Here is a 20,085-nt window from a genome sequence, read left to right on the forward strand (position 1 = left end):
GGCCCGCCGCGGCCGTAGGATTGACATGCCATGCCTGAGACCGCGCCGACCCCGCCCGCTCCGTCGGCCGCATCCTCATCCCCGCGTCGGATGACCGGTGTCGGCCGTGTTCTCGTCGTCGTCTACGCGATCATGGCCCTGGGCGCGACGGGACGCTCGTTCGTCCAGATCGTCCGGGAGTTCGACGACGCCCCCGTCGCGTACTCGCTCTCGGCGCTGTCGGCCCTGGTCTACATCCTGGCGACCCTCGCCCTCATCTTCAGCGCATCGGAGCGGTGGTACCGCGTCGCCTGGGCGGCCATCGTGTTCGAACTCGTCGGCGTCCTCGTCGTCGGCACGCTGTCGCTGACCCACCCCGAGCTCTTCAACCACCCGACGGTCTGGTCCGGCTACGGCATCGGGTACGTGCTGATCCCGCTCGTGCTGCCGTTCCTGGGCCTTTGGTGGCTCATCGCGCACCGCCGCGGACGGACGACGGGCGGCGCGGCGTGATCGTCTTCCGCGACCCCGCCGAGATCCCCGCGGGGTTCGGCCCGAGCGTCGTCGCGATCGGCAAGTTCGACGGCGTCCACTCCGGCCACCGCGCCGTCATCGACCGTGCCCGGGTGACGGCGACGGATGCCGGGGCCCGCGTCGTCGCGGTGACCTTCGACCGCAATCCCCTGAGCCTGCTGCGCCCGGAGCTCTGCCCCGAGGCCCTCGTCAGCGTCGACCAGAAGATCGCCTTGCTCCGCGACGCGGGGGTCGACGCCGTGCTCGTCCTCCGCTTCGATGAGGCGCTCGCGGCGCTCGCGCCCGAGACGTTCGCCGAGCGGATCCTCGTCGATGCGCTCGGTGCCGTCTGCGTCATGGTGGGCGCGGACTTCCGCTTCGGTCGCGGCGGAGCGGGCACGCCGGAATTCCTCGTCGAGTTCGGCCGCGGGCACAGCTTCACCGTGGACATCGTCGGCGACGTGCAGGGCGGTGGACGTCGCGTCTCGTCGACGTGGGTGCGCGAGCTGCTCGCCGCGGGCCAGGTCGAGGACGCCGCGCGGCTGCTCGGCCGCCCGCACGCGGTCCGCGCCGAGGTCGTGCACGGGCTGAAGCGCGGCCGCGAACTCGGCTACCCGACCGCGAACCTCGCGACCGACGCCGAGGGGTTCATCCCCGCCGACGGCGTGTACGCCGGCTGGCTCGTCGACGAGGGGACGGATGCCGGCGGTTACGCCCCCGCGACCCGTTACGCCGCGGCCATCTCGATCGGCACGAATCCGACGTTCGACGACGTCCCCGTCCGCCAGGTCGAGGCGTACGTCCTCGACGAGACCGGCCTCGACCTCTACGGGCACATCGTCCAGGTGCAGTTCGTCGCCCGTGTGCGCGGCATGGTGGCCTTCGAAGGCATCGACAAGCTGATCGCTCAGATGGATGCCGACGTCACCGACGTCCGTGCCGCGCTGCGGTCCGGCGGGTGACGAACCGACGCTGACGGACCGACTCAGTACGAGGAGTCGTCGACGGCGCCGGTGGCTGCGGCCCCGGCATCCACTCGACGTGCTTCACCGAGGATGACGGCGCTGCCGCTGGTGCCCAGGCGCGAGGCGCCGGCCTCGATCATGGCGAGCGCGTCGGCGTAGCTGCGGACACCGCCTGATGCCTTCACCTCGACGCCCGCGCCGACGGTGCGTCGCATGAGTTCGACGTGGGGGACCGTCGCGCCGCCGCCGGCGAAGCCCGTGGAGGTCTTGACGAAGTGCGCGCCTCCCGCTTCGGTGAGGCGGCTGCCGCGCTCGATCTGCTCGTCGTCGAGGAGTGCCGTCTCGAGGATGACCTTGGTGACGCGACCGCCGGCCGCTTCGACGACCGCGCGGATGTCGCTGACGACGACGTCGTCGAACCCGGAGCGGAGGGCGGCGATGTTGACGACCATGTCGACCTCGGCGGCGCCGTCGGCGATGGCCTGACGGGTCTCGGCGACCTTCGCGACCGTCGACGTGGTGCCGTGCGGGAAGCCGATGACCGTGCCGACCGCGACACCGGTGCCGGCGAGGCGCTCGACGGCGTGGGGGATGTCGCTCGGACGCACGCAGACGCTGAAGACGCCCCACTCGGCCGCGATGTCGAGCTCCGCGTCGATGTCGGCCCGGGTCAGCTCGGGCTTCAGGATCGCGTGGTCGATGGTGGCGGCGAGTTCACGTTCGGTGGGCATGGTTCCCAGCGTACGCGCCCACCCGCGAGGCGACGTTCGGGGTCGCGAGGACACGCTAGACTGGGGGAGAAGGATCCTTCCGTCGCCGCAGCTCGCAGAAGCGAGTGCCCGCAGCCGGGGGATCCGGGGACCATATCGCACCGCGACTGCACCGTCGCGGTCCCGTAAGACCGTCGTCATCGACGGCCACCGCCGGCACCGCCGGTGTCACGCTCAGGAGGAGCATGCCGACCACGGCAGCCACCGCCCCCAAGACCGCCGCTCGGCGTCGCCGGGGATCGTCGTCGCGTCGAGACGACGAAGCACCCCTCATCCCGATCCTCGCCCGCAAGGTGCGCGAGGTCGAAGCCAAGGCGCAGCGCGGAAAGCTGGGGCCGACCAATCGGGTCAAGTTCCAGGTGATCGCGTTCCTCGTCCGGGAGGAGCGCGCCCGCGTCAAGGCCGCGACCGACATCGCCGACGGCGCCCGCGCCGAGCTGCTCAAGCGGCTCGACGGCGTCGCGACGATCCTCGCCAAGACCGCCGCGCGCGACACCTCGCTCATCCAGCTGCTCGAGGTCGACCAGGCGACGTCGCCGGTCGCCCGTCGCATGCGTCGCGACTGGCTCATCGAGTCGGGCGCCGACCTGCCCGAGGATGAGCTGATCATCACCGATGCGAAGCCCGCGCAGACCCCCGTCGTGCCCGAGGGCGTCGCCGACCGTCAGGTCGTGCCGCCGCAGGTCGAGGCGCGCAAGGAGTCGAACCCCTTCCTGTCCCCGGACGCCGCGCTCCGCGCCGTCGCACCCACGCCGCGTCGCCGACTCGACGGCTGGGAGCTCATGGGCCCGCTGTACAAGGCCTTCGAGACGGGCGCCGGCGGGGGCGCCGCGTCGATGGATCTGCCTCCGGTGCCCGAGTTCGACCGCCTCTCGCCCAAGGGCCTCGAGGTCATGCAGCACCAGTCGCGGTTCCTCGAAGCCGTGCGCTCCGGACACCGCAGCTTCCTGCTCGCCGACGAGCCGGGTCTCGGCAAGACCGCGCAGTCGGTGCTCGCGGCATCCGTCGCCGACGCCTACCCGCTCCTGGTCGTCGTCCCCAACGTCGTGAAGATGAACTGGGCGCGCGAGGTCGAGCGGTGGACGCCGCAGCGACGCGCGACCGTCATCCAGGGCGACGGCGAGACGATGGACGCCTTCGCCGACGTCTTCATCGTCAACTACGAGATCCTCGACCGTCACCTCGCCTGGCTCAGCTCGATCGGGCTGCAGGGCATGGTCGTCGACGAGGCCCACTTCATCAAGAACCTGACCTCGCAGCGGTCCCGGAACGTGCTCGCCCTCGGTTCGCGGATCCGCGAGCAGGTGCGCGACCCGCTTCTGCTGGCGCTGACGGGTACCCCCCTCATCAACGACGTCGAGGACTTCGACGCCATCTGGCGTTTCCTCGGCTGGACGAACGGCGAGAAGCCGGGCCCCGAGCTCATGGCGCGCCTCGACGAGACCGGCCTGACCCCGGCCGACAAGGCGTTCTACCCGGAGGCGCGCTCCGCCGTGATCTCGATGGGGATCGTCCGACGCAAGAAGAAGGACGTCGCCGCCGACCTGCCCGACAAGCTCGTCGCCGACCTCCCCGTCGAGCTCGACGACGAATACGGCCGGTCGATCCGCGCTGCCGAGCGCGAGCTCGGCGATCGTCTGGCGGCGAAGTACCGCCGGATCATCGAGGCCCGCGGCGACCGCGTTCTCCGCGGCGAGGCCGACGAGGACATCGTGCGACTCGTCGCGCACGGTGAGCTCGAAGAGGCCAAGGCCGCCGGCAGCGGCTCCGAGAACGTCTTCACGATGGTCCGCCGCATCGGTCAGGCCAAGGCGCACCTCGCCGCGGACTACGCCGTGCAGCTGCAGCGCTCGGTCGGCAAGGTGGTCTTCTTCGCGAAGCACATCGACGTGATGGATGCCGCCGAGGCGCACTTCGCGTCGGCGGGGCTCCGCACCGTCTCGATCCGCGGCGACCAGACGACGCCCGTCCGCCAGCAGGCCATCGATGCCTTCAACGGCGAGCCGGACGTCGCGATCGCGGTGTGCTCGCTGACGGCCGCCGGTGTCGGCCTCAACCTGCAGGCCGCCTCGAACGTGGTCCTCGCCGAGCTCAGCTGGACCGCGGCCGAGCAGACGCAGGCGATCGACCGCGTGCATCGCATCGGCCAGGGCGAGCCGGTCACCGCGTGGCGCATCATTGCGGCGCACACGATCGACACGAAGATCGCCGAGCTCATCGACAGCAAGCAGGGACTCGCTCAGCGCGCCCTCGACGGCGACGCGGTCGACCCGTCCTCGAGCGACTCCGTGCAGCTGTCGGCGCTGATGCACCTCCTGCGGCAGGCCCTCGGCGCGGCCTGAGGTCGCTCCGCTGGCAGGGGATGCCGCCGCGACGCTAGTGTCGTGGAGGCAGCGTCGCCCCCAGCACCAACCCGATATCACCCAAAGGACCACCCATGAAGATCGGTATCCTCACGAGCGGCGGCGACTGTCCCGGACTGAACGCCGTCATCCGGGGCATCGTGCTGAAGGGCACGACGACCTACGACATCGAGTTCGTGGGCATCCGCGACGGGTGGCGCGGCGTGGTCGACGGTGACTTCTTCCCCCTGACCCGTCACGAGGTGAAGGGTCTGTCGAAGGTCGGCGGCACGATCCTCGGGACGAGCCGCACCAACCCCTACGAGGGGCCGCGCGGCGGCGCCGAGAACATCTCCAAGACGATGTACGGGCACCGTCTCGACGGCATCGTCGCGATCGGCGGCGAGGGAACGCTCGCCGCGGCGGACCGCCTGCACAAGGACGGGATCAACGTCCTCGGCGTCCCGAAGACGATCGACAACGATCTGCACGCCACCGACTACTCCTTCGGTTTCGACACCGCCGTGAACATCGCCACCGAGGCGATGGACCGGCTGCGGACCACGGGCGACTCCCACCAGCGCTGCATGGTCGCCGAGGTCATGGGGCGCCACGTCGGCTGGATCGCCCTGCACTCGGGCATCGCGGCGGGCGCCCATGTCATCTGCATCCCCGAGCAGCCCATGTCGATCGACGACATCGCCGAGCAGGTGACGAAGGCCCACGACCGTGGCCGCGCGCCGTTGGTCGTCGTCTCGGAGGGCTTCAAGCTCACCGGCATGGACGAAGCCTTCAGCGACAAGGGCCTCGACGCGTTCAACCGCCCGCGTCTCGGCGGCATCAGCGAGATCCTCGCGCCCGAGATCGAACGGATCACGGGCATCGAGACCCGCTCGACCGTCCTCGGTCACATCCAGCGCGGCGGATCGCCGTCGGGCTTCGACCGCGTCCTCGCCACCAGACTGGGCCTGCACGCCGCCGACGCGATCGTCGACGGCGCATGGGGTCAGATGGTCGCGATGCAGGGCACCGAGATCGTGCGCGTCCCCTTCGCCGAGGCCCTCGGGTCCCTCCACACGGTTCCGCCGCACCGCTACGAAGAAGCCGCCGCGCTGTTCGGCTGAGCCGATCGGCGTGACGACTGCGACTCCCTCAGCCCCGGCATCCCTCTCTCCCGCCCTTCTGGGGGCGGTGTCGGTCGGTGTGCTCACCGCCGTCCAGGCCCGCATCAACGGGCAGCTCGGCGTGCGCCTCGAGCACGCGATGGCCGCCGCCGTCGTCTCGTTCGCGAGCGGACTGCTCCTGATCGCGCTCATCAGCGTGCTGACGCCCGCGGGCAGGCGCGGCGCCGCCGCCCTGGCCCGCGGCATCCGGGATCACACGATCCCCTGGTGGATGCTGGTGGGCGGCGCGGCCGGTGCGTTCACTGTCGGGACGCAGAGCTTCGCGGTCGGCATCGTCGGCGTCTCGCTGTTCACCGTCGGCATCGTGGCCGGACAGACGGTGGGCGGCTTGGTCTTCGACCGGATCGGCTTCGGCCCGGGAGGCGTCGTGGCCGTCACAGTACCGCGCCTGGTCGGCGGGGTGCTCGCGCTCGGTGCGGTGGCCGTCATGCTGATCGCCGGGGACGGACTGGCCGGGGTACCGGTGTGGATGGTGATCCTGCCGGTCTTCGTGGGTGTCGGCCTCGCGTGGCAGCAGGCCACCAACGGCCGGCTGCGCGCCCGCCTGGGTACGCCCCTGACAGCGACGCTCGTCAACTTCGTCGTCGGCACCGTCATCCTCACGGTACTGGCGGTCATCGTTACCCTCGTAGGCGGACCACCCGCAACGCCCCCGGGTGAGCCGTGGCTCTACCTCGGGGGCGTCCTGGGTGTGACATACATCGTCATGTCGGCCGCGATCGTGGCGCGGACCGGTGTCCTGCTGTTCGGCCTGGCGGCCGTCTCGGGCCAGCTCGTCGCCTCGCTGGTCCTCGACGCCCTCTGGCCTGCGCCCGCCGGGCCCGGTCTCCTCGTCGAGGCGATCACGGTCGTGATCGGTCTCGCGTCGGTGTCGGTCGCAGCGTTCTGGCGCGTGCGGCGCTGAGCGCCGCGACGGATCAGGCCCCGTCGCCCTTCGGGGTGAACGACAGCGACAGCGAGTTCATGCAGTAGCGGTCACCGGTCGGCGTGCCGAAACCGTCGGGGAACACGTGCCCCAGGTGCGATCCGCAGTTGGCGCAGCGGACCTCGGTGCGCACCATGCCGTGGCTGTTGTCCTCGATGAGTTCGACCGCCTCGGGGCGCACGGACTCGTAGAAGCTCGGCCACCCGCAGTGCGAGTCGAACTTCGTGCCGCTCTGGAACAGCTCCGACCCGCACGCGGCACAGGTGTAGAACCCGGCCCGCTCCTCGTCGAGGAGTTCGCCGGTCCAGGCGCGCTCCGTGCCGGCCTGGCGCAGGACGGCGTACTGCTCGGGCGTCAGCTCCTCACGCCACTGCTCGTCGGTCTTCTCCACGCGATAGCTCATGTGTTCTTCCTTCCCTCGTCCTATTCAACCGGACGAACCGCCCGGATGTTCCGCAGTGTCGCCCGATGACGGTCGTACGGTGGGGGAGTGCCCCTCTCCGATCGCGACCGAGCCGTCCTCGACTTCGAGGCGCGGTGGCACCGGCATTCCGGCGCCAAGGAGGAAGCGCTCCGAGCGGAGCTCTCGTTGACGCCCGCGCGGTACTACCAGCTCCTCGGACGCATCCTCGAGTCCGCGGATGCCGTGGCCCACGATCCGGTCCTGGTGCACCGCCTCCGGCGTCTCCACGCCGACCAGGAGCGCGAGCGCCGCAGCCGCGCCAGGATCCTCCCGGCCTCCGCCCGATAGGATCCTCGGGTGCCGTCTCCGACATCCCCGCCTGAGCAAGAGCAGCCCGACCCGACGGCCCTCTCCGCCTCGACGGGTCGTCCCGCCGCCACCGACCGTTTCGACGACGTCTCCCCGAACGTGTCGCGAGTCGGCGCGCACCGCGCCGAGAACCCCCGGCTCCGGATCGGGCTCATCGTCTTCTGGTCCGCCGTCGCGACCGTCGCGATCGTCGCCGCGGGTGTCTTCGGCACGCTGCTCTCGACAGGACGCCTCTCCTTCGGGCCGGCGGCCGGGCCCAGCGGCACCTCCCAGGTCGTCGCTCCCAAGGTCGACACCTCGTACCAGGTCCTCGTGCTGAACGCGACGGCCGAGACGGGCCTGGGTGCCCGGATCCGCGATCAGGTCATCGCCGCGGGCTGGGCCGACGCCGACGTCGAGGTGAGCAACGCGAGCTCCACCGACTTCCCGACGACCACTGTCTACTACGCGCAACCAGCGGACGAAGCGGCTGCCCGCGGACTGGCGGACGCGATCGGCGGCGCCGAGGTGTCGCTCGACGACACGTATCAGGTCGTCGCGCCGCCCGAGACGACGGCGGCGGACGGCGCGAGCCGGCCCCAGTTGGTCGTCGTGGTCGGCCTCGACTTCGGCAGCGAATGACGGAGCACACGTCGCCCTCCCGGCGGCGTGTTTCGACGCCGTAAACACTTCGGTTCGGGGGCGTCAACAAAGTCCCGAACGGCGTCTGCGAGCGCGGAGCCGTGGCTAGCATTTCGATGTCCCACAGCTTCAGGAGATTCGCATGACCCAGGGAACCGTCAAGTGGTTCAACGCCGAGAAGGGCTTCGGCTTCATCACCCTCGGTGACGGACAGGACGTCTTCGTCCACTACTCCAACATCGACATGTCGGGCTTCCGGGTCCTCGAGGAGGGGCAGGCCGTCGAGTTCACCGTCGGCGCCGGGCAGAAGGGCCCGCAGGCCGAGTCCGTCCGCGTCGTCGCCTGAAGCCTGTCAGGTCTCGTATCGGCTCAGGAAGCGTCCGCTCAGCTCGGGCGGATTCAGCTCTCGGGCGGAGCGGTTCTCGATGGCCTCCGTCTCGTCGCTGTCGGTGACGGAGACGAAGAGGGTGACTCCGGCAAGCGCTTCTGCGCGCTCGGCCCGCAGGTGCGCGAGGGCGGCGATCAGCGCATCGATGTGTTCCTCGAACCAGCCGTCGGCGTCGTCCGACGAGTCCTCGAGCAGCCGGGAGATCGGCGAGAAGTGCTCCCAGCCCGCCAGTTCGTCACGCCACTCGGCGGTGTCCCACCGCAAATAGGCGTCGTACCCGGGGGAGGCGAGGTCGCCGGCGGCATCCGCTTGCGACCTCTTCGACTCGTAGTGCTCGACGGTGGTGATGCAGAGCCCGGCGCTCATCGCGCCGTCATCCGTGGTCAGGGCGACCGCGTACACCCGCTCGCCGGTGAGGGTCTCGATCGTCTCGTCGAAGGCGGCGACAGTGGCTTCCCGCAGCGCTCGTCGCACATCGTCACGGTTCACGGAACGATCTCCTCTCGTAGAGCTGGACCCGTTCGACACCCGCGGGCATCGGGCGCCGTCGCAGGCATCGGCGCGGCGCCGACCACGGTAGCGCGGGTCGCGGCCGCGCGGCTTGCACTCCCTATGGTCGAGTGCCAGAATGATTTAGCACTCACTCATCCTGAGTGCCAGAACGATCCCGCTCCCAGTCCCTGGGGGCACGGTACTGAACCTCACGTCCGGGAGGGACGACACACTTATGGCAAAGATCATCGCTTTCGACGAAGAGGCCCGCCGCGGCCTCGAGCGCGGCCTCAACACCCTGGCCGACGCCGTCAAGGTGACGCTCGGCCCCCGCGGCCGCAACGTCGTGCTCGAGAAGAAGTGGGGCGCCCCCACGATCACGAACGACGGCGTGTCGATCGCCAAGGAGATCGAGCTCGACGACCCGTACGAGAAGATCGGCGCGGAGCTCGTCAAGGAGGTCGCCAAGAAGACCGACGACGTCGCCGGTGACGGTACGACGACCGCTACGGTCCTCGCCCAGGCGCTTGTGCGTGAAGGTCTGCGCAACGTCGCAGCCGGCGCCGACCCCATCTCGCTCAAGAAGGGCATCGAGAAGGCCGTCAAGGCTCTCTCCGACGAGCTGCTCGCCGGCGCGAAGGAGATCGAGACCAAGGACCAGATCGCGGCGACGGCATCCATCTCGGCTGCCGACCCCGAGATCGGCGCCCTGATCGCCGAGGCCATCGACAAGGTGGGCAAGGAAGGCGTCGTCACCGTCGAGGAGTCCAACACCTTCGGCACCGAGCTCGAGCTCACCGAGGGCATGCGCTTCGACAAGGGCTACATCAACCCCTACTTCGTCACCGACGCCGACCGTCAGGAAGCCGTCTTCGAGGACCCCTACATCCTCATCGCGAACCAGAAGATCTCGAACATCAAGGACCTTCTGCCCGTCGTCGACAAGGTGATCCAGGACGGCAAGGAGCTCCTGATCATCGCCGAGGACGTCGAGGGCGAGGCTCTCGCGACGCTCGTGCTCAACAAGATCCGCGGCATCTTCAAGTCGGCTGCCGTCAAGGCTCCCGGCTTCGGCGACCGCCGCAAGGCCCAGCTGCAGGACATCGCGATCCTCACGGGTGGCCAGGTCATCACCGAGGAGGTCGGTCTCAAGCTCGAGAACGCCACCCTCGACCTGCTCGGCCGCGCGCGCAAGGTCATCATCACCAAGGACGAGACCACGATCGTCGAGGGTGCCGGTGACGCAGCGCAGATCGAGGGTCGCGTGACCCAGATCCGCCGCGAGATCGACAACACCGACAGCGACTACGACCGCGAGAAGCTTCAGGAGCGCCTCGCGAAGCTCGCCGGTGGCGTCGCCGTCATCAAGGCCGGAGCCGCGACCGAGGTCGAGCTCAAGGAGCGCAAGCACCGCATCGAGGACGCCGTCCGCAACGCGAAGGCAGCCGTCGAGGAGGGCATCGTCCCCGGTGGTGGCGTCGCGCTCATCCAGGCCGGCGAGAAGGCGTTCGCAAAGCTCGAGCTCGTCGGTGACGAGGCGACGGGTGCGAACATCGTCAAGGTCGCCATCCAGGCTCCGCTGAAGCAGATCGCCCTCAACGCCGGCCTCGAGCCGGGTGTCGTCTCGAACAAGGTCGCCGAGCTCCCCGCGGGCCAGGGCCTCAACGCGGCGACCGGCGAGTACGTCGACATGTTCGCCGCCGGCATCATCGACCCGGCCAAGGTCACCCGCTCGGCGCTGCAGAACGCGGCGTCCATCGCCGGCCTGTTCCTCACCACCGAGGTCGTCGTGGCCGACAAGCCCGAGAAGGCGGCGGCTCCGGCCGGCGACCCGACCGGCGGCATGGACTTCTGATCCAGCGCTGACAGCCAGCACGAAGGGCCCCTCCTCCGAGAGGGGCCCTTCGTCGTTCGCGGACGCGTCAGCGGAACATGCCTGCGGCGGCCATCTCGGTCTGCGCGTACTGCTGGCCGACGGTGGCGAGCGCGGTGCTGATGTCGCCGAGGGCGGCATCCAGTTCCCGCTGTGCGGCGCGCCAGCGCTCGACCACGCCCTGGAAGGCGACCGACGCGCTGCCCGTCCACGAACCCTGCAGCTGGGTCAGATGACCGAGCATCGCGGCGGTCTCGGATTGCACACGGTCGCCCGTGGCACGGATCGTGGTGGTGGCGGCGAGGACGGCGTCGCTGTCGACGGTGAAGGCGGTCATGACGGTTCCTTTCGAATGGGATGCCGCCACGCTAAAGACCCGCGCCGGGCCCTTCGCGCATCCTCGCCGCCTGGGGAGAGGCATCCGTCCCGTCGTGCGCTGGGGAGGAAGCTGTTCAGCTCTCGTTGCGCGGTGTCCGCGGGAGCGGCTGCGTCGCGACGTCGAGAGCCGCCCCGGCGGTCGCGCGATCCGTCGCGAGCGGGAGCGACACCGTGAACGTCGCCCCGCCGCCGGCGGTGTCGGTGACCTCGATCGTGCCCTGCAGCGTCGCGACGATGGAGGCGACGATCGACAGACCGAGGCCGGAGCCGCCCGTCTCGCGCGTGCGCGAGGAGTCGGCGCGCCAGAAGCGCTGGAAGATCTTGCTGCGGATCTGCTCGGGGACGCCCTCGCCGTGGTCGGCGACCGAGATCCAGCCGCGTCCGGTCTCGAGGTCCGCCCCCACGGAGAGTTCGATCGGCGATCCTGCCGGGGTGTACCGGCGGGCGTTGCCGAGGAGGTTGGCGACGACCTGGCGGATGCGGTTCTCGTCACCGAGGACGATCGGCACGACCGGCTGCGGCAGGTGCAGCAGGATGGGTTCGGTCGCCTGATCGGGGGACGCGGCATCCGCTCGATTCCGACGGCGCAGGAGACGGCCGGCTCCCGCGATGGCGCCGCCTCGCCGCTTCGGCGAGGGGTCCTGCGCGGGGAAGACCGCCATCGGGACCGGGGAGGTCGAGGTCTGACCCAGGAACGAGACGTCGCGATCGGGGGATGCCGCGCGCGCGTCGAGTGCGGCATCGCGGGCGATCGGGCGCAGGTCGACCGGCACCACGGCGACGTCGCGCTGTTCGTCGAGCCGTGCGAGGGCGAGGAGGTCCTCGACGAGGGCGCCCATGCGTATCGCCTCCTTCTCGATGCGCTCCATCGCCTGCGCCGTCTGCTCCGGATCCTGGATGGCGCCCATGCGGTAGAGCTCGGCGTAGCCGCGGACGGTCACGAGCGGCGTGCGGAGTTCGTGGCTCGCGTCGCCGATGAACCGACGCATCCGATCGACCGTCGAGTCCCGCTCGCCCAGTGCCTCGTCGATCCGCTCGAGCATGACGTTGATCGCGGTCTTGAGGCGGCCGACCTCGGTGCCCGGCGCGATGTCGCTCATGCGCTGGCTGAAATCGCCCTGCGCGATGGTCATGGCGGTGGACTCGACCTGGCCGAGGCCGCGGAACGCCAGGGTCACCAGTCCGCGGGTCAGGATCGCGCTGCAGACGATCGTGAAGAGCGCGAGGGCCGTGTAGATGCCGATGTAGTTGGCGACCGTCCGGTTCACGTCGTTGAGCGGCAGGGCGACCAGCTGCGTGTAGTACTCCCGTGAGCCCGGGATTGGGAGGGTGTCGACACTGGCGCGGTAGCGCACGGTCCCGTCGGCCGACGGCAGATCGAACGGCGCGGTTCCGTCGAGCACCGTCTGATCGAGCGAGAACGTCTCGGGGAAGGCAGGTGGCGAGAGGGTGTCGTCACCGCCCGCCACGGCCAGACGCTCGCCTTTGCCCTTACCGCTGTACACCGCGACCGAGAAGTCGGTCGGCGCCGCGGCGATCGGGGTGAAGGTGGCTTCGCCGTCGTCGAGCGTGACGTTCATGAGGTTGCTCGCGATGTCGGTCGTGACCGTCTGGGTCAGCGACTGATCGACGGCACCGAGCTGGGCGTTCCGCAGGAAGATCATGGTGCCGACGCCGGCGGCGATCATCCCGAATGCCAGGATGCTCACCGTCACGCCGGTGACTTTCGTGCGCAGGCTGAGACCGCGCCACCAATGGGTGACGCGGTCCTGCGATGCCGTCGGGCCCAGGGGGCGCCTCCGTTCAGGCGGTGCGGTCGGCCTTCAGCATGTATCCGAACCCGCGCTTGGTCTGGATGAGCGGCTCGGAGGAGTGCGGATCGATCTTGCGGCGGAGGTAGGAGATGTAACTCTCGACGATGCCGGCGTCGCCGTTGAAGTCGTACTCCCACACGTGGTCGAGGATCTGCGCCTTGCTGAGCACCCGGTTGGGGTTGAGCATCAGGTACCGCAGGAGCTTGAACTCGGTGGGCGAGAGGTCGATCGAGACATCGCCGACCTGGACGTCGTGGGTGTCCTGGTCCATCGTGATCTCGCCGGCCTTGATGATCGAGTCCTCGTCGGCCTGCATCGTCCGGCGGAGGATGGCCTGGATGCGAGCGACGATCTCGTCGAGGCTGAACGGCTTGGTGACGTAGTCGTCGCCGCCGACGTTGAGGCCCTCGATCTTGTCCTCGGTGGCATCCTTCGCCGTGAGGAAGAGGATGGGGGCCGTGTAGCCCGCACCGCGCAGCCGCTTGGTCACGCTGAACCCGTTCATGTCGGGCAGCATGACGTCGAGGATGATCAGGTCGGGTTCTTCTTCGAGGACGGCCGAGATGGTCTGGGCGCCGTTCGCGACGGCACGGACCTGGTATCCGGCGAACCGGAGACTGGTGACCAGCAGGTCCCGGATGTTCGGCTCGTCGTCCACGACGAGGATGCGCGCAGCGGTCATGAGCCCATACTGGCACCGGAATCCATCGGTTTGCTGGACATTCCGTTCCCGGGTCGCTCCGGAGTACGATCCCCGCGCGCGGTGAGACAGGATGGAACGGTGACCGTCCCGCATCCCGCCCCCGTTCCGCCCCGACCCGCGCCGACACTGCCGGCCGACGTCACCGGTCCGGGTGCCGCCTTCCATCGGCTGGTGTTCGCACGGCAGCGCCGCGGGTGGTGGACGCCGCTGGCGACCGGTGCCATGGGCGTCGTCCTCTACCTCGTCGTCAGCACCGTCATCGGTCTCGTCTTCGGCCTGGTCGTCCTCGCCACCGATCCCTCCGTCGACATCTTCGCGCTGACGGACCGGCTCCTCACGATCGACGTCAGCGACCCGATCGGACTCGCCATCATCCTGCTGTCGCTCGCGGTGATGTGGCCGATCTACCTGCTGTCGTCCTTCGTCGTGAACGGTCGACGGGTCGGCTACATCTCCTCGGTCGCCGGAAGGCTCCGATGGAAGTGGCTCCTCCTGTGCATGGGTGCCGCGGTGGTCGTCTACATCGTGATCTCGGCCCTGTCCTTCCTGCTCCCGGCAGAGGAGGGGAGCGGCAACGTCGTCGCGCCCGCGGACAACCCGGCGTTCGTGGCATCCCTTCTCGTCGTCCTCCTGCTGGTGCCCTTCCAGGCGGCCGCGGAGGAGTACATCTTCCGCGGGTACCTCATGCAAACGGTCGGGCGGTGGTTGAAGCACCCCGCATGGGCGATCCTGCTCCCCGTCCCGCTGTTCGTGCTGGGGCACATCTACGACTGGGCCGGGCAGGCGAGCGTGGCGGTGTTCGCGATCGCCGCCGGCTGGCTGACCTGGCGGACCGGTGGGCTCGAAGCGGCGATCGCCCTGCACATCGTGAACAACCTCGCCGCCTTCGGGTTCTCGGTCTTCGGGCTCAGCGATGCGGCGGCGACCGACACGAGCATCGTCAGCCTGGTGTCCTCCGCCGTGATGATCGCCGCATTCGTCGGTGTCGTCGAGTGGCTGTGGCGCCGCGGTGACGGGCGCCGCACCGTGCGCCTCACGCCGCCGCCGGAGCCGGTGCACGCTCCCGCCGCCTACGCATACCCGCCGGTGTACGGCCAGCCGCCTGTCTACGGCCAGCCCCCTGTGTATGGGCAGCCGCCGGTGTACGGTCAGCCGCCGGTCTACGGCCAGCCGCCGGTTTACGGGCAGCCCCCTTTGTACGGACAGCCCCCTGTGTACGGCCAGCCCCCTGTGTACGGGCAGCCGCCTGTCGATCCGACACCTACGCCCGCGCCGTACGACGGACCGCCGTTGCAGCCGCACCAGGCGCCGCGGTGGGGCGAGTACGCGCCCGCTCCCGACGCGACCCCGACGCCCGACTCCCCGTCGCCGTCGCCGTCGCCGTCCGACGGTGGCTCCGGGTCGATGGGATCGGATGCCGGGGGCGCCGGCGGATCGGACGGCGGCTCGTCCGGATCGTCCTCGTCCGACTGACGCTCGTCAGGCGGCGAGCAGGTTGTCCGCGTCGAGGATCGTGTAGCTGTACCCCTGCTCGGCGAGGAACCGCTGGCGGTTCTGCGCGAAGTCCTGGTCGACCGTGTCGCGTGCGATGAGCGTGTAGAAGCTCGCCTTATGCCCGTTGGACTTCGGGCGGAGCAGACGGCCGAGGCGCTGTGCTTCCTCCTGTCGCGACCCGAACGATCCCGAGACCTGGATCGCGACCGACGCGTCGGGCAGGTCGATCGAGAAGTTGGCGACCTTCGAGACGACGAGCACGGGGATGCGTGCGTGCCGGAACTCGTCGAACAGCACCTCGCGCTCATCGACGGGAGTGGACCCCGTGATCTTCGGTGCGCCGAGCTCTTCGGCGAGGATGTCGATCTGGTCGAGGTACTGGCCGATCACGAGGATCTGCTCGCCCTCATGCTTGGTGACCAGGTCGCGGACGACGTCTATCTTCGCGTGCGCGGTCGCCGCGAGGCGGTAGCGCTCGTCGTCCGCCGACGCCGCGTACTCGAGCCGGTCGGATGCCGGCAGGTCGATGCGTACCTCGTAGCAGACGGCGGGGGAGATGAAGCCCTGCGCTTCGATCTCCTTCCACGGGGCGTCGAAACGCTTGGGGCCGATGAGGCTGAAGACATCACCCTCACGGCCGTCCTCACGCACGAGGGTCGCCGTGAGGCCGAGGCGGCGCCGCGCCTGCAGGTCGGCGGTCAGCTTGAACACCGGTGCGGGCAGCAGATGCACCTCGTCGTACACGATGAGGCCCCAGTCGAGTGCGTCGAGGAGAGCGAGGTGCGCGTACTCGCCTTTCCGCTTCGCCGTGAGGATCTGGTAGGTCGCGATCGTGACCGGCTTGACCTCCTTGGACTGACCGGAGTACTCGCCGATCTCCTCGGGGGTGAGGGAGGTGCGCTTGAGCAGTTCGTCTCGCCACTGGCGCGCGCTGACGGTGTTCGTCACGAGGATGAGGGTCGTCGTCTTCGTGTCGGCCATGGCCGCCGCGCCGACGAGGGTCTTGCCCGCGCCGCAGGGGAGGACCACGACGCCGGAGCCGCCCTCGCTGAAGATGTCGACGGCCTTCCGCTGATAGGGGCGGAGCGACCAGCCGTCCTCGTGCAGCTCGATCTCGTGGGGGGTGCCCGGAGTGAAGCCGGCGTGGTCCTCGGCGGGCCAGCCGATCTTCAGCAGTTCCTGCTTGATCTGACCGCGCGCCCACGCGTCGATGACATACGTATCGGGTGTCGGGTGGGCGATGAGCAGGGGCTGGATGCGGCGGTTCCGCGCGATCTCGGCGAGCACCGGCTTGTCGGTGGAGCGGAGGATCAGCGTCCCCTCGTCATCGCGCTCGATGATGAGGCGGCCGTAGCGGCCGACGGTCTCGCGGATGTCGATCGAGACCGACGGCGGGACGGGGAACTTCGCCCAGCGTTCGAGGGTGGCGAGCATGTCCTCCGCGTCGTGCCCGGCGGCGCGGGCGTTCCACAGCCCGAGCCGCGTCACGCGGTAGGTGTGGATGTGCTCGGGGGCGCGCTCCAGCTCGGCGAAGATCGCGAGTTCGTGTCGCGCGTTCTCCGCGTCGGGATGCGCTACTTCGAGCAGCACGGTTCGGTCGCTCTGGACGATGAGGGGGCCGTCAGCCATAACGGGCAAGTCTACCGGCCCCGCCGGTCACACCGGCCGGACGCTGACGATGCTCGACAGCGGCAGAGTCCGCTCGACGTCGGCGGCGCGGTCGCGACCGCGCAGGCGACCACCGCCGAGACCCGCGGCCTCCAGGGTGACGTCCCGGCTCGACCCGTCGGGCATGCGGACCGTGATCTCGATCGTCGCGCGCGTGCGGACCGCCTGATCGAGCTCGCGTTCGAGCCAGGCGGCATCCGCGTCGTCGGAGAGGCTGGCGCGCAGGGTCTCGATCAGCGGGCGGTATCGATCGGATGCCGTCGGTTCCGGCGCCGCGCTCTCGGTGACCTCGTGGCGGCCCGGAGCCCGCGGGGCACCGTCGGCATCCACCGCCAGAACGGGGTAGCGCGCGTCGGAGAGCATCCAGAAGGTCGTGTCGGCGCTCGTGCGGGTGACGAGGTCGTCGCCGTCGGTCACGAGTCCGAGGGGGCGGAGTGCCTGATCGACGTTGATGGCATCGAGCAGGTCGCGGTCGCCCGAGACCCGGGTGTATCCGAGACGGTCGACGCCGACCCGCAGGGTGCCGTGCCGGGCGGCCGCACGCTCGATCTCGTAGGCGAGCGGCTGGGGCACGCCGGTGAGCGACAGTTCGCTGAGGAACGCCGTGAGGGATGCCGAGGTCTCGCCTCCCGCGAAGGCCGCGCCGATCGTGTCGGCGGTGAAGCGGTACGTCGCCGCCTGCGCGCGGGACTCGCGGCGGGCGGTGGTCCGCAGGCGCTGGTCGAGCTGGGGTTCAAGGGGGCCGGGGGCGATGGCCGTCAGGTCGTTCTGCAGGTAGACCTTGTCCACCTCGTGCGGCAGCAGGGAGCGGAGCGCGGCGACATCGGCGTCCTTGCCGGCCGCGAGGCCCGCGGCCCACTGCGGCGTCGTGCCCGCCGGGGTGAGCACGGCCCACTGCGTGAGCATCGCGGCGAGGCGGCGGACGCGATCGGGCCAGGCCGGATCGAACGGGTACGCACCGGGCCACTGCGACGGGTCGCGCCATCCGCCCGAGGCGTTCCGCAGCGCGGCGGGCAGCCGGTCGCGCAGGCGACGGGCGACCTCGATCCACCGCTCCACGGTGCGGATGCCGAGCCACGCCGTTCCCGACTCGGTGACGCTCCAGTTGCGTTCCGACCCCGCGAGCAGGCCGGACTCGGCGGCGATCGCGACGAGGGTGTCGGCTGCGTCGGAGGTCGCCGCCGCTCCCGCTTCGACCAGTCGTCGTCGGTCACCGGCTCCCAGGGCGCCGGAGCCGATGCGGCCGAGCGGGGTGCGGGTGGCCACGTGGAGGATGTCGGCGAGCGAGGCCACGGCGTCGAAAGCGCGCTCGGCACTCGCGGCATCCGATTCGGGCCCGCCCTCGAAGATCACCGGCGACTCGACGGGGGAGGCTCCGCCGAGGGCCGCCGCCACGGCGGCGTAGGGCCGACCCTCCTCGTCGGAAAGGGCGCGTGAGACCAGACCGGCGCGAAGACCGGGGGTCACTGCCGCATCGGCGTCGACGGCGTCACGGAGCGCGGCCGCCTCGAGGTCGGAGACGTCGGCGAGAGCCCGGCTCAGCTGCGCGGGGTCGAGCAGCGCATCGGCCGCGTCGAAGAAGTCGGTCCACGACGTGTTCGGGGCGATGCGGCGGGCATCGAACACCGCGGCGAGGGCATCCGGATCGAGCGTCGCGAGGCGGGTCGCGAGGGCACGAGCATCGGAAGCTGTCACGTCAACGGCCCTTGTTGGCCCGTCCCCGTCGCACGAAGGTCATGATCAGCAGCGCGAGCAGCAGTGCGAAGGCGACCGGCGGCGCGACGTAGACGATGAGGCTCACCACGGGCCAGATGCCCGAGGCGAAGTCGGCCTGCTCCAGTCCACCCGGACCCGACGCGATGATGATCGAGAAGAAGCAGACGACCGAGAGCACCAACAGACCCAGGGACATGAACGCCAGGATGCGGTCTATGCGACGGACGGGAAGGTCGCCGGCCGGGGGCGGAGTGCTCATCCGATCAGAGTAGCGGCTCGCCGCGGTGGCTTAGGGTGGAGGGTGGGGCTGAGACGGTCCCACTTTTCCATGCCCGCACGCGGGCTCGAGCAGCGAGGTTCGACACATGCCCACCGGCAAGGTCAGGTTCTACGACGAGGCGAAGGGATTCGGCTTCATCACCGGCGACGACGGTCAGGACGTTTTCCTGCACGCGACCGCGCTCCCCGCCGACACCACGACGATGAAGCCCGGCACCCGGCTGGAGTACGGCGTCGCCGACGGTCGCCGTGGTCTGCAGGCGCTCGCCGTCCGGGTGCTCGATGCCCCTGTCAGCCTCAGCAAGCGCAACCGCAAGCCCGCCGACGACATGGCCGTCATCATCGAGGACCTCGTGAAGCTCCTCGACGGCATCGGCGGCGATCTGCGCCACGGGCGGTACCCGAGCGGCGCGCACGGCAAGAAGGTCGCCGCTGTGCTCCGCAAGGTCGCTGATGACCTCGATGCCTGAATCGACCGAACCGGCAGAACCGGACACCGCGTCCGTCGAGTCGGCTGACGCCCCTGTCGAGCAGACGGAGGCATCCGCCCCCACCGACCCGCGCCTGTTCGAGGCGCACGACCTCGCGCGCGCGGCGCTTCTCGAGGTGACTCCCGAGGCGACCGTGGGCGATGCCGCGGGGTATCAGCTCGAAGACGGAGGTGTCGTCTCGCTCCGTTTCGCGAACCGGATGGCCGGTTACCCCGGCTGGTTCTGGACGGTGAGCGTCGCCGTCGTCGAGGGATCCGACCCGACCGTCCTGGAGGTGGAGCTGATGCCCGGCGACGGCGCGCTGCTCGCTCCCGAGTGGTTGCCGTGGGCCGAGCGGCTCGCGGAGTACCAGGCGGCTCAGGCCGCGTCGGGCGAAAACACGTCCGACGAGGACGATGACGTGGACGACGACGACGAAGACGCCGACGAGGATGACGCCGACGAGGATGACGCCGACGGCGAGGACCTCGATGCCGGCGACTTCGAGAGCGACGGTTCTCCGATCCTTCACGCCGGCGATGTCGACGGCGTCGACATCGACGAGCTCGACGAGTCGGAAGATGACGTCTCATCCGATGAGGACGACGACGAGTCCGACGAGGACGAATCCGACGACGATGACGATGACGATGACGACGAGAACGATGACGACGAGAATGCGGAGGTGCTGCGCGAGTACTGACGCGCGGCATCCGCTCTCACACGAACGCGGCCCCGG

At 69.9% G+C, this 20,085-nt stretch carries 21 protein-coding genes; 12 read left to right on the top strand and 9 right to left on the bottom strand.

Annotated elements, in window-relative coordinates; translation table 11 throughout:
- Nucleotides 1-30: 30 nt before the first annotated feature.
- On the top strand, nucleotides 31-492 hold the full coding sequence (locus Q9S78_RS08470; protein ID WP_116228704.1) for a hypothetical protein: 462 nt from the start codon (nucleotides 31-33) through the stop codon (nucleotides 490-492).
- Complete coding sequence (locus Q9S78_RS08475; protein WP_116228705.1) at nucleotides 489-1,454, top strand: bifunctional riboflavin kinase/FAD synthetase; 966 nt, start codon at nucleotides 489-491, stop codon at nucleotides 1,452-1,454. Before Q9S78_RS08470 ends, Q9S78_RS08475 begins: the two co-directional genes overlap by 4 nt.
- Before the next feature lie 23 nt (nucleotides 1,455-1,477).
- On the opposite strand, the gene deoC is transcribed toward Q9S78_RS08475, so the two are convergent.
- Complete coding sequence (deoC, locus tag Q9S78_RS08480) at nucleotides 1,478-2,188, bottom strand: deoxyribose-phosphate aldolase (protein ID WP_311857450.1); 711 nt, start codon at nucleotides 2,186-2,188, stop codon at nucleotides 1,478-1,480.
- A 224-nt stretch (nucleotides 2,189-2,412) separates the two neighbouring features.
- Here deoC and Q9S78_RS08485 point away from each other — a divergent pair, with 224 nt between their 5' ends.
- From Q9S78_RS08485 to Q9S78_RS08495, 3 genes are all read left to right on the top strand, one after another.
- On the top strand, nucleotides 2,413-4,569 hold the full coding sequence (locus Q9S78_RS08485; RefSeq protein ID WP_311857449.1) for a DEAD/DEAH box helicase: 2,157 nt from the start codon (nucleotides 2,413-2,415) through the stop codon (nucleotides 4,567-4,569).
- A 95-nt stretch (nucleotides 4,570-4,664) separates the two neighbouring features.
- The gene (locus Q9S78_RS08490; protein WP_018188588.1) at nucleotides 4,665-5,693 is read left to right on the top strand and encodes a 6-phosphofructokinase; all 1,029 of its coding nucleotides are present in this window, start codon (nucleotides 4,665-4,667) and stop codon (nucleotides 5,691-5,693) included.
- Nucleotides 5,694-5,703: 10 nt separating this feature from the next.
- Nucleotides 5,704-6,657: a DMT family transporter gene (locus Q9S78_RS08495; RefSeq protein WP_311857448.1), complete on the top strand. Its 954-nt coding sequence runs from the start codon at nucleotides 5,704-5,706 to the stop codon at nucleotides 6,655-6,657.
- Between the two features lie 13 nt (nucleotides 6,658-6,670).
- Here Q9S78_RS08495 and msrB read toward each other — a convergent pair whose 3' ends face one another.
- A complete protein-coding gene (msrB, locus tag Q9S78_RS08500; RefSeq protein ID WP_018188586.1) occupies nucleotides 6,671-7,081 on the bottom strand; it encodes a peptide-methionine (R)-S-oxide reductase MsrB in 411 nt (136 codons plus the stop codon).
- A gap of 87 nt (nucleotides 7,082-7,168) precedes the next feature.
- On the opposite strand from msrB, the gene Q9S78_RS08505 reads away from it, so the two are divergent.
- The 3 genes from Q9S78_RS08505 to Q9S78_RS08515 all read left to right on the top strand — a co-directional run bounded on the left by Q9S78_RS08505 (nucleotide 7,169) and on the right by Q9S78_RS08515 (nucleotide 8,417).
- A complete protein-coding gene (locus Q9S78_RS08505) occupies nucleotides 7,169-7,429 on the top strand; it encodes a DUF3263 domain-containing protein (protein WP_020096855.1) in 261 nt (86 codons plus the stop codon).
- 9 nt (nucleotides 7,430-7,438) lie between these two features.
- The gene (locus Q9S78_RS08510; protein ID WP_018188584.1) at nucleotides 7,439-8,071 is read left to right on the top strand and encodes a LytR C-terminal domain-containing protein; all 633 of its coding nucleotides are present in this window, start codon (nucleotides 7,439-7,441) and stop codon (nucleotides 8,069-8,071) included.
- 142 nt (nucleotides 8,072-8,213) lie between these two features.
- On the top strand, nucleotides 8,214-8,417 hold the full coding sequence (locus Q9S78_RS08515; protein WP_116228710.1) for a cold-shock protein: 204 nt from the start codon (nucleotides 8,214-8,216) through the stop codon (nucleotides 8,415-8,417).
- A gap of 6 nt (nucleotides 8,418-8,423) precedes the next feature.
- Here the strand turns inward: Q9S78_RS08515 and Q9S78_RS08520 are convergent, their stop codons facing one another.
- A complete protein-coding gene (locus Q9S78_RS08520; RefSeq protein WP_311857447.1) occupies nucleotides 8,424-8,948 on the bottom strand; it encodes a DUF4303 domain-containing protein in 525 nt (174 codons plus the stop codon).
- A 238-nt stretch (nucleotides 8,949-9,186) separates the two neighbouring features.
- Between Q9S78_RS08520 and groL the strand changes: the two genes are divergently transcribed.
- Nucleotides 9,187-10,806, top strand: a complete 1,620-nt coding sequence (gene groL / locus Q9S78_RS08525) for a chaperonin GroEL (RefSeq protein WP_018188581.1) — start codon at nucleotides 9,187-9,189, stop codon at nucleotides 10,804-10,806.
- A 67-nt stretch (nucleotides 10,807-10,873) separates the two neighbouring features.
- Here groL and Q9S78_RS08530 read toward each other — a convergent pair whose 3' ends face one another.
- From Q9S78_RS08530 to Q9S78_RS08540, 3 genes are all read right to left on the bottom strand, one after another.
- The gene (locus Q9S78_RS08530) at nucleotides 10,874-11,161 is read right to left on the bottom strand and encodes a WXG100 family type VII secretion target (RefSeq protein ID WP_018188580.1); all 288 of its coding nucleotides are present in this window, start codon (nucleotides 11,159-11,161) and stop codon (nucleotides 10,874-10,876) included.
- Nucleotides 11,162-11,276: 115 nt separating this feature from the next.
- Entirely contained in the window at nucleotides 11,277-12,917 is a 1,641-nt protein-coding gene (locus Q9S78_RS08535) for a sensor histidine kinase (RefSeq protein WP_311857445.1), read from the bottom strand.
- An 88-nt stretch (nucleotides 12,918-13,005) separates the two neighbouring features.
- The gene (locus tag Q9S78_RS08540; protein WP_018188578.1) at nucleotides 13,006-13,698 is read right to left on the bottom strand and encodes a response regulator transcription factor; all 693 of its coding nucleotides are present in this window, start codon (nucleotides 13,696-13,698) and stop codon (nucleotides 13,006-13,008) included.
- A gap of 99 nt (nucleotides 13,699-13,797) precedes the next feature.
- Here Q9S78_RS08540 and Q9S78_RS08545 point away from each other — a divergent pair, with 99 nt between their 5' ends.
- Complete coding sequence (locus Q9S78_RS08545) at nucleotides 13,798-15,192, top strand: CPBP family intramembrane glutamic endopeptidase (RefSeq protein ID WP_311869985.1); 1,395 nt, start codon at nucleotides 13,798-13,800, stop codon at nucleotides 15,190-15,192.
- Nucleotides 15,193-15,198: 6 nt separating this feature from the next.
- Here the strand turns inward: Q9S78_RS08545 and Q9S78_RS08550 are convergent, their stop codons facing one another.
- The 3 genes from Q9S78_RS08550 to Q9S78_RS08560 are packed head-to-tail and all read right to left on the bottom strand — an operon-like array spanning nucleotide 15,199 to nucleotide 18,856.
- Nucleotides 15,199-16,842 (bottom strand): DNA repair helicase XPB, encoded by a 1,644-nt coding sequence (locus tag Q9S78_RS08550; RefSeq protein ID WP_311857442.1) that lies wholly within the window; start codon nucleotides 16,840-16,842, stop codon nucleotides 15,199-15,201.
- A gap of 27 nt (nucleotides 16,843-16,869) precedes the next feature.
- The gene (locus Q9S78_RS08555) at nucleotides 16,870-18,576 is read right to left on the bottom strand and encodes a helicase-associated domain-containing protein (protein ID WP_311869986.1); all 1,707 of its coding nucleotides are present in this window, start codon (nucleotides 18,574-18,576) and stop codon (nucleotides 16,870-16,872) included.
- A gap of 1 nt (nucleotide 18,577) precedes the next feature.
- A complete protein-coding gene (locus Q9S78_RS08560; RefSeq protein WP_018188574.1) occupies nucleotides 18,578-18,856 on the bottom strand; it encodes a hypothetical protein in 279 nt (92 codons plus the stop codon).
- Between the two features lie 106 nt (nucleotides 18,857-18,962).
- Between Q9S78_RS08560 and Q9S78_RS08565 the strand changes: the two genes are divergently transcribed.
- Together Q9S78_RS08565 and Q9S78_RS08570 are read left to right on the top strand one after the other, a co-directional pair.
- On the top strand, nucleotides 18,963-19,346 hold the full coding sequence (locus tag Q9S78_RS08565; protein WP_018188573.1) for a cold-shock protein: 384 nt from the start codon (nucleotides 18,963-18,965) through the stop codon (nucleotides 19,344-19,346).
- Nucleotides 19,339-20,049 (top strand): DUF3027 domain-containing protein, encoded by a 711-nt coding sequence (locus tag Q9S78_RS08570; protein ID WP_311869987.1) that lies wholly within the window; start codon nucleotides 19,339-19,341, stop codon nucleotides 20,047-20,049. Before Q9S78_RS08565 ends, Q9S78_RS08570 begins: the two co-directional genes overlap by 8 nt.
- Nucleotides 20,050-20,085: the final 36 nt, after the last annotated feature.

It is taken from the genome of Microbacterium aquilitoris (genome assembly GCF_031932285.1).
Classification (GTDB): domain Bacteria; phylum Actinomycetota; class Actinomycetes; order Actinomycetales; family Microbacteriaceae; genus Microbacterium; species Microbacterium aquilitoris.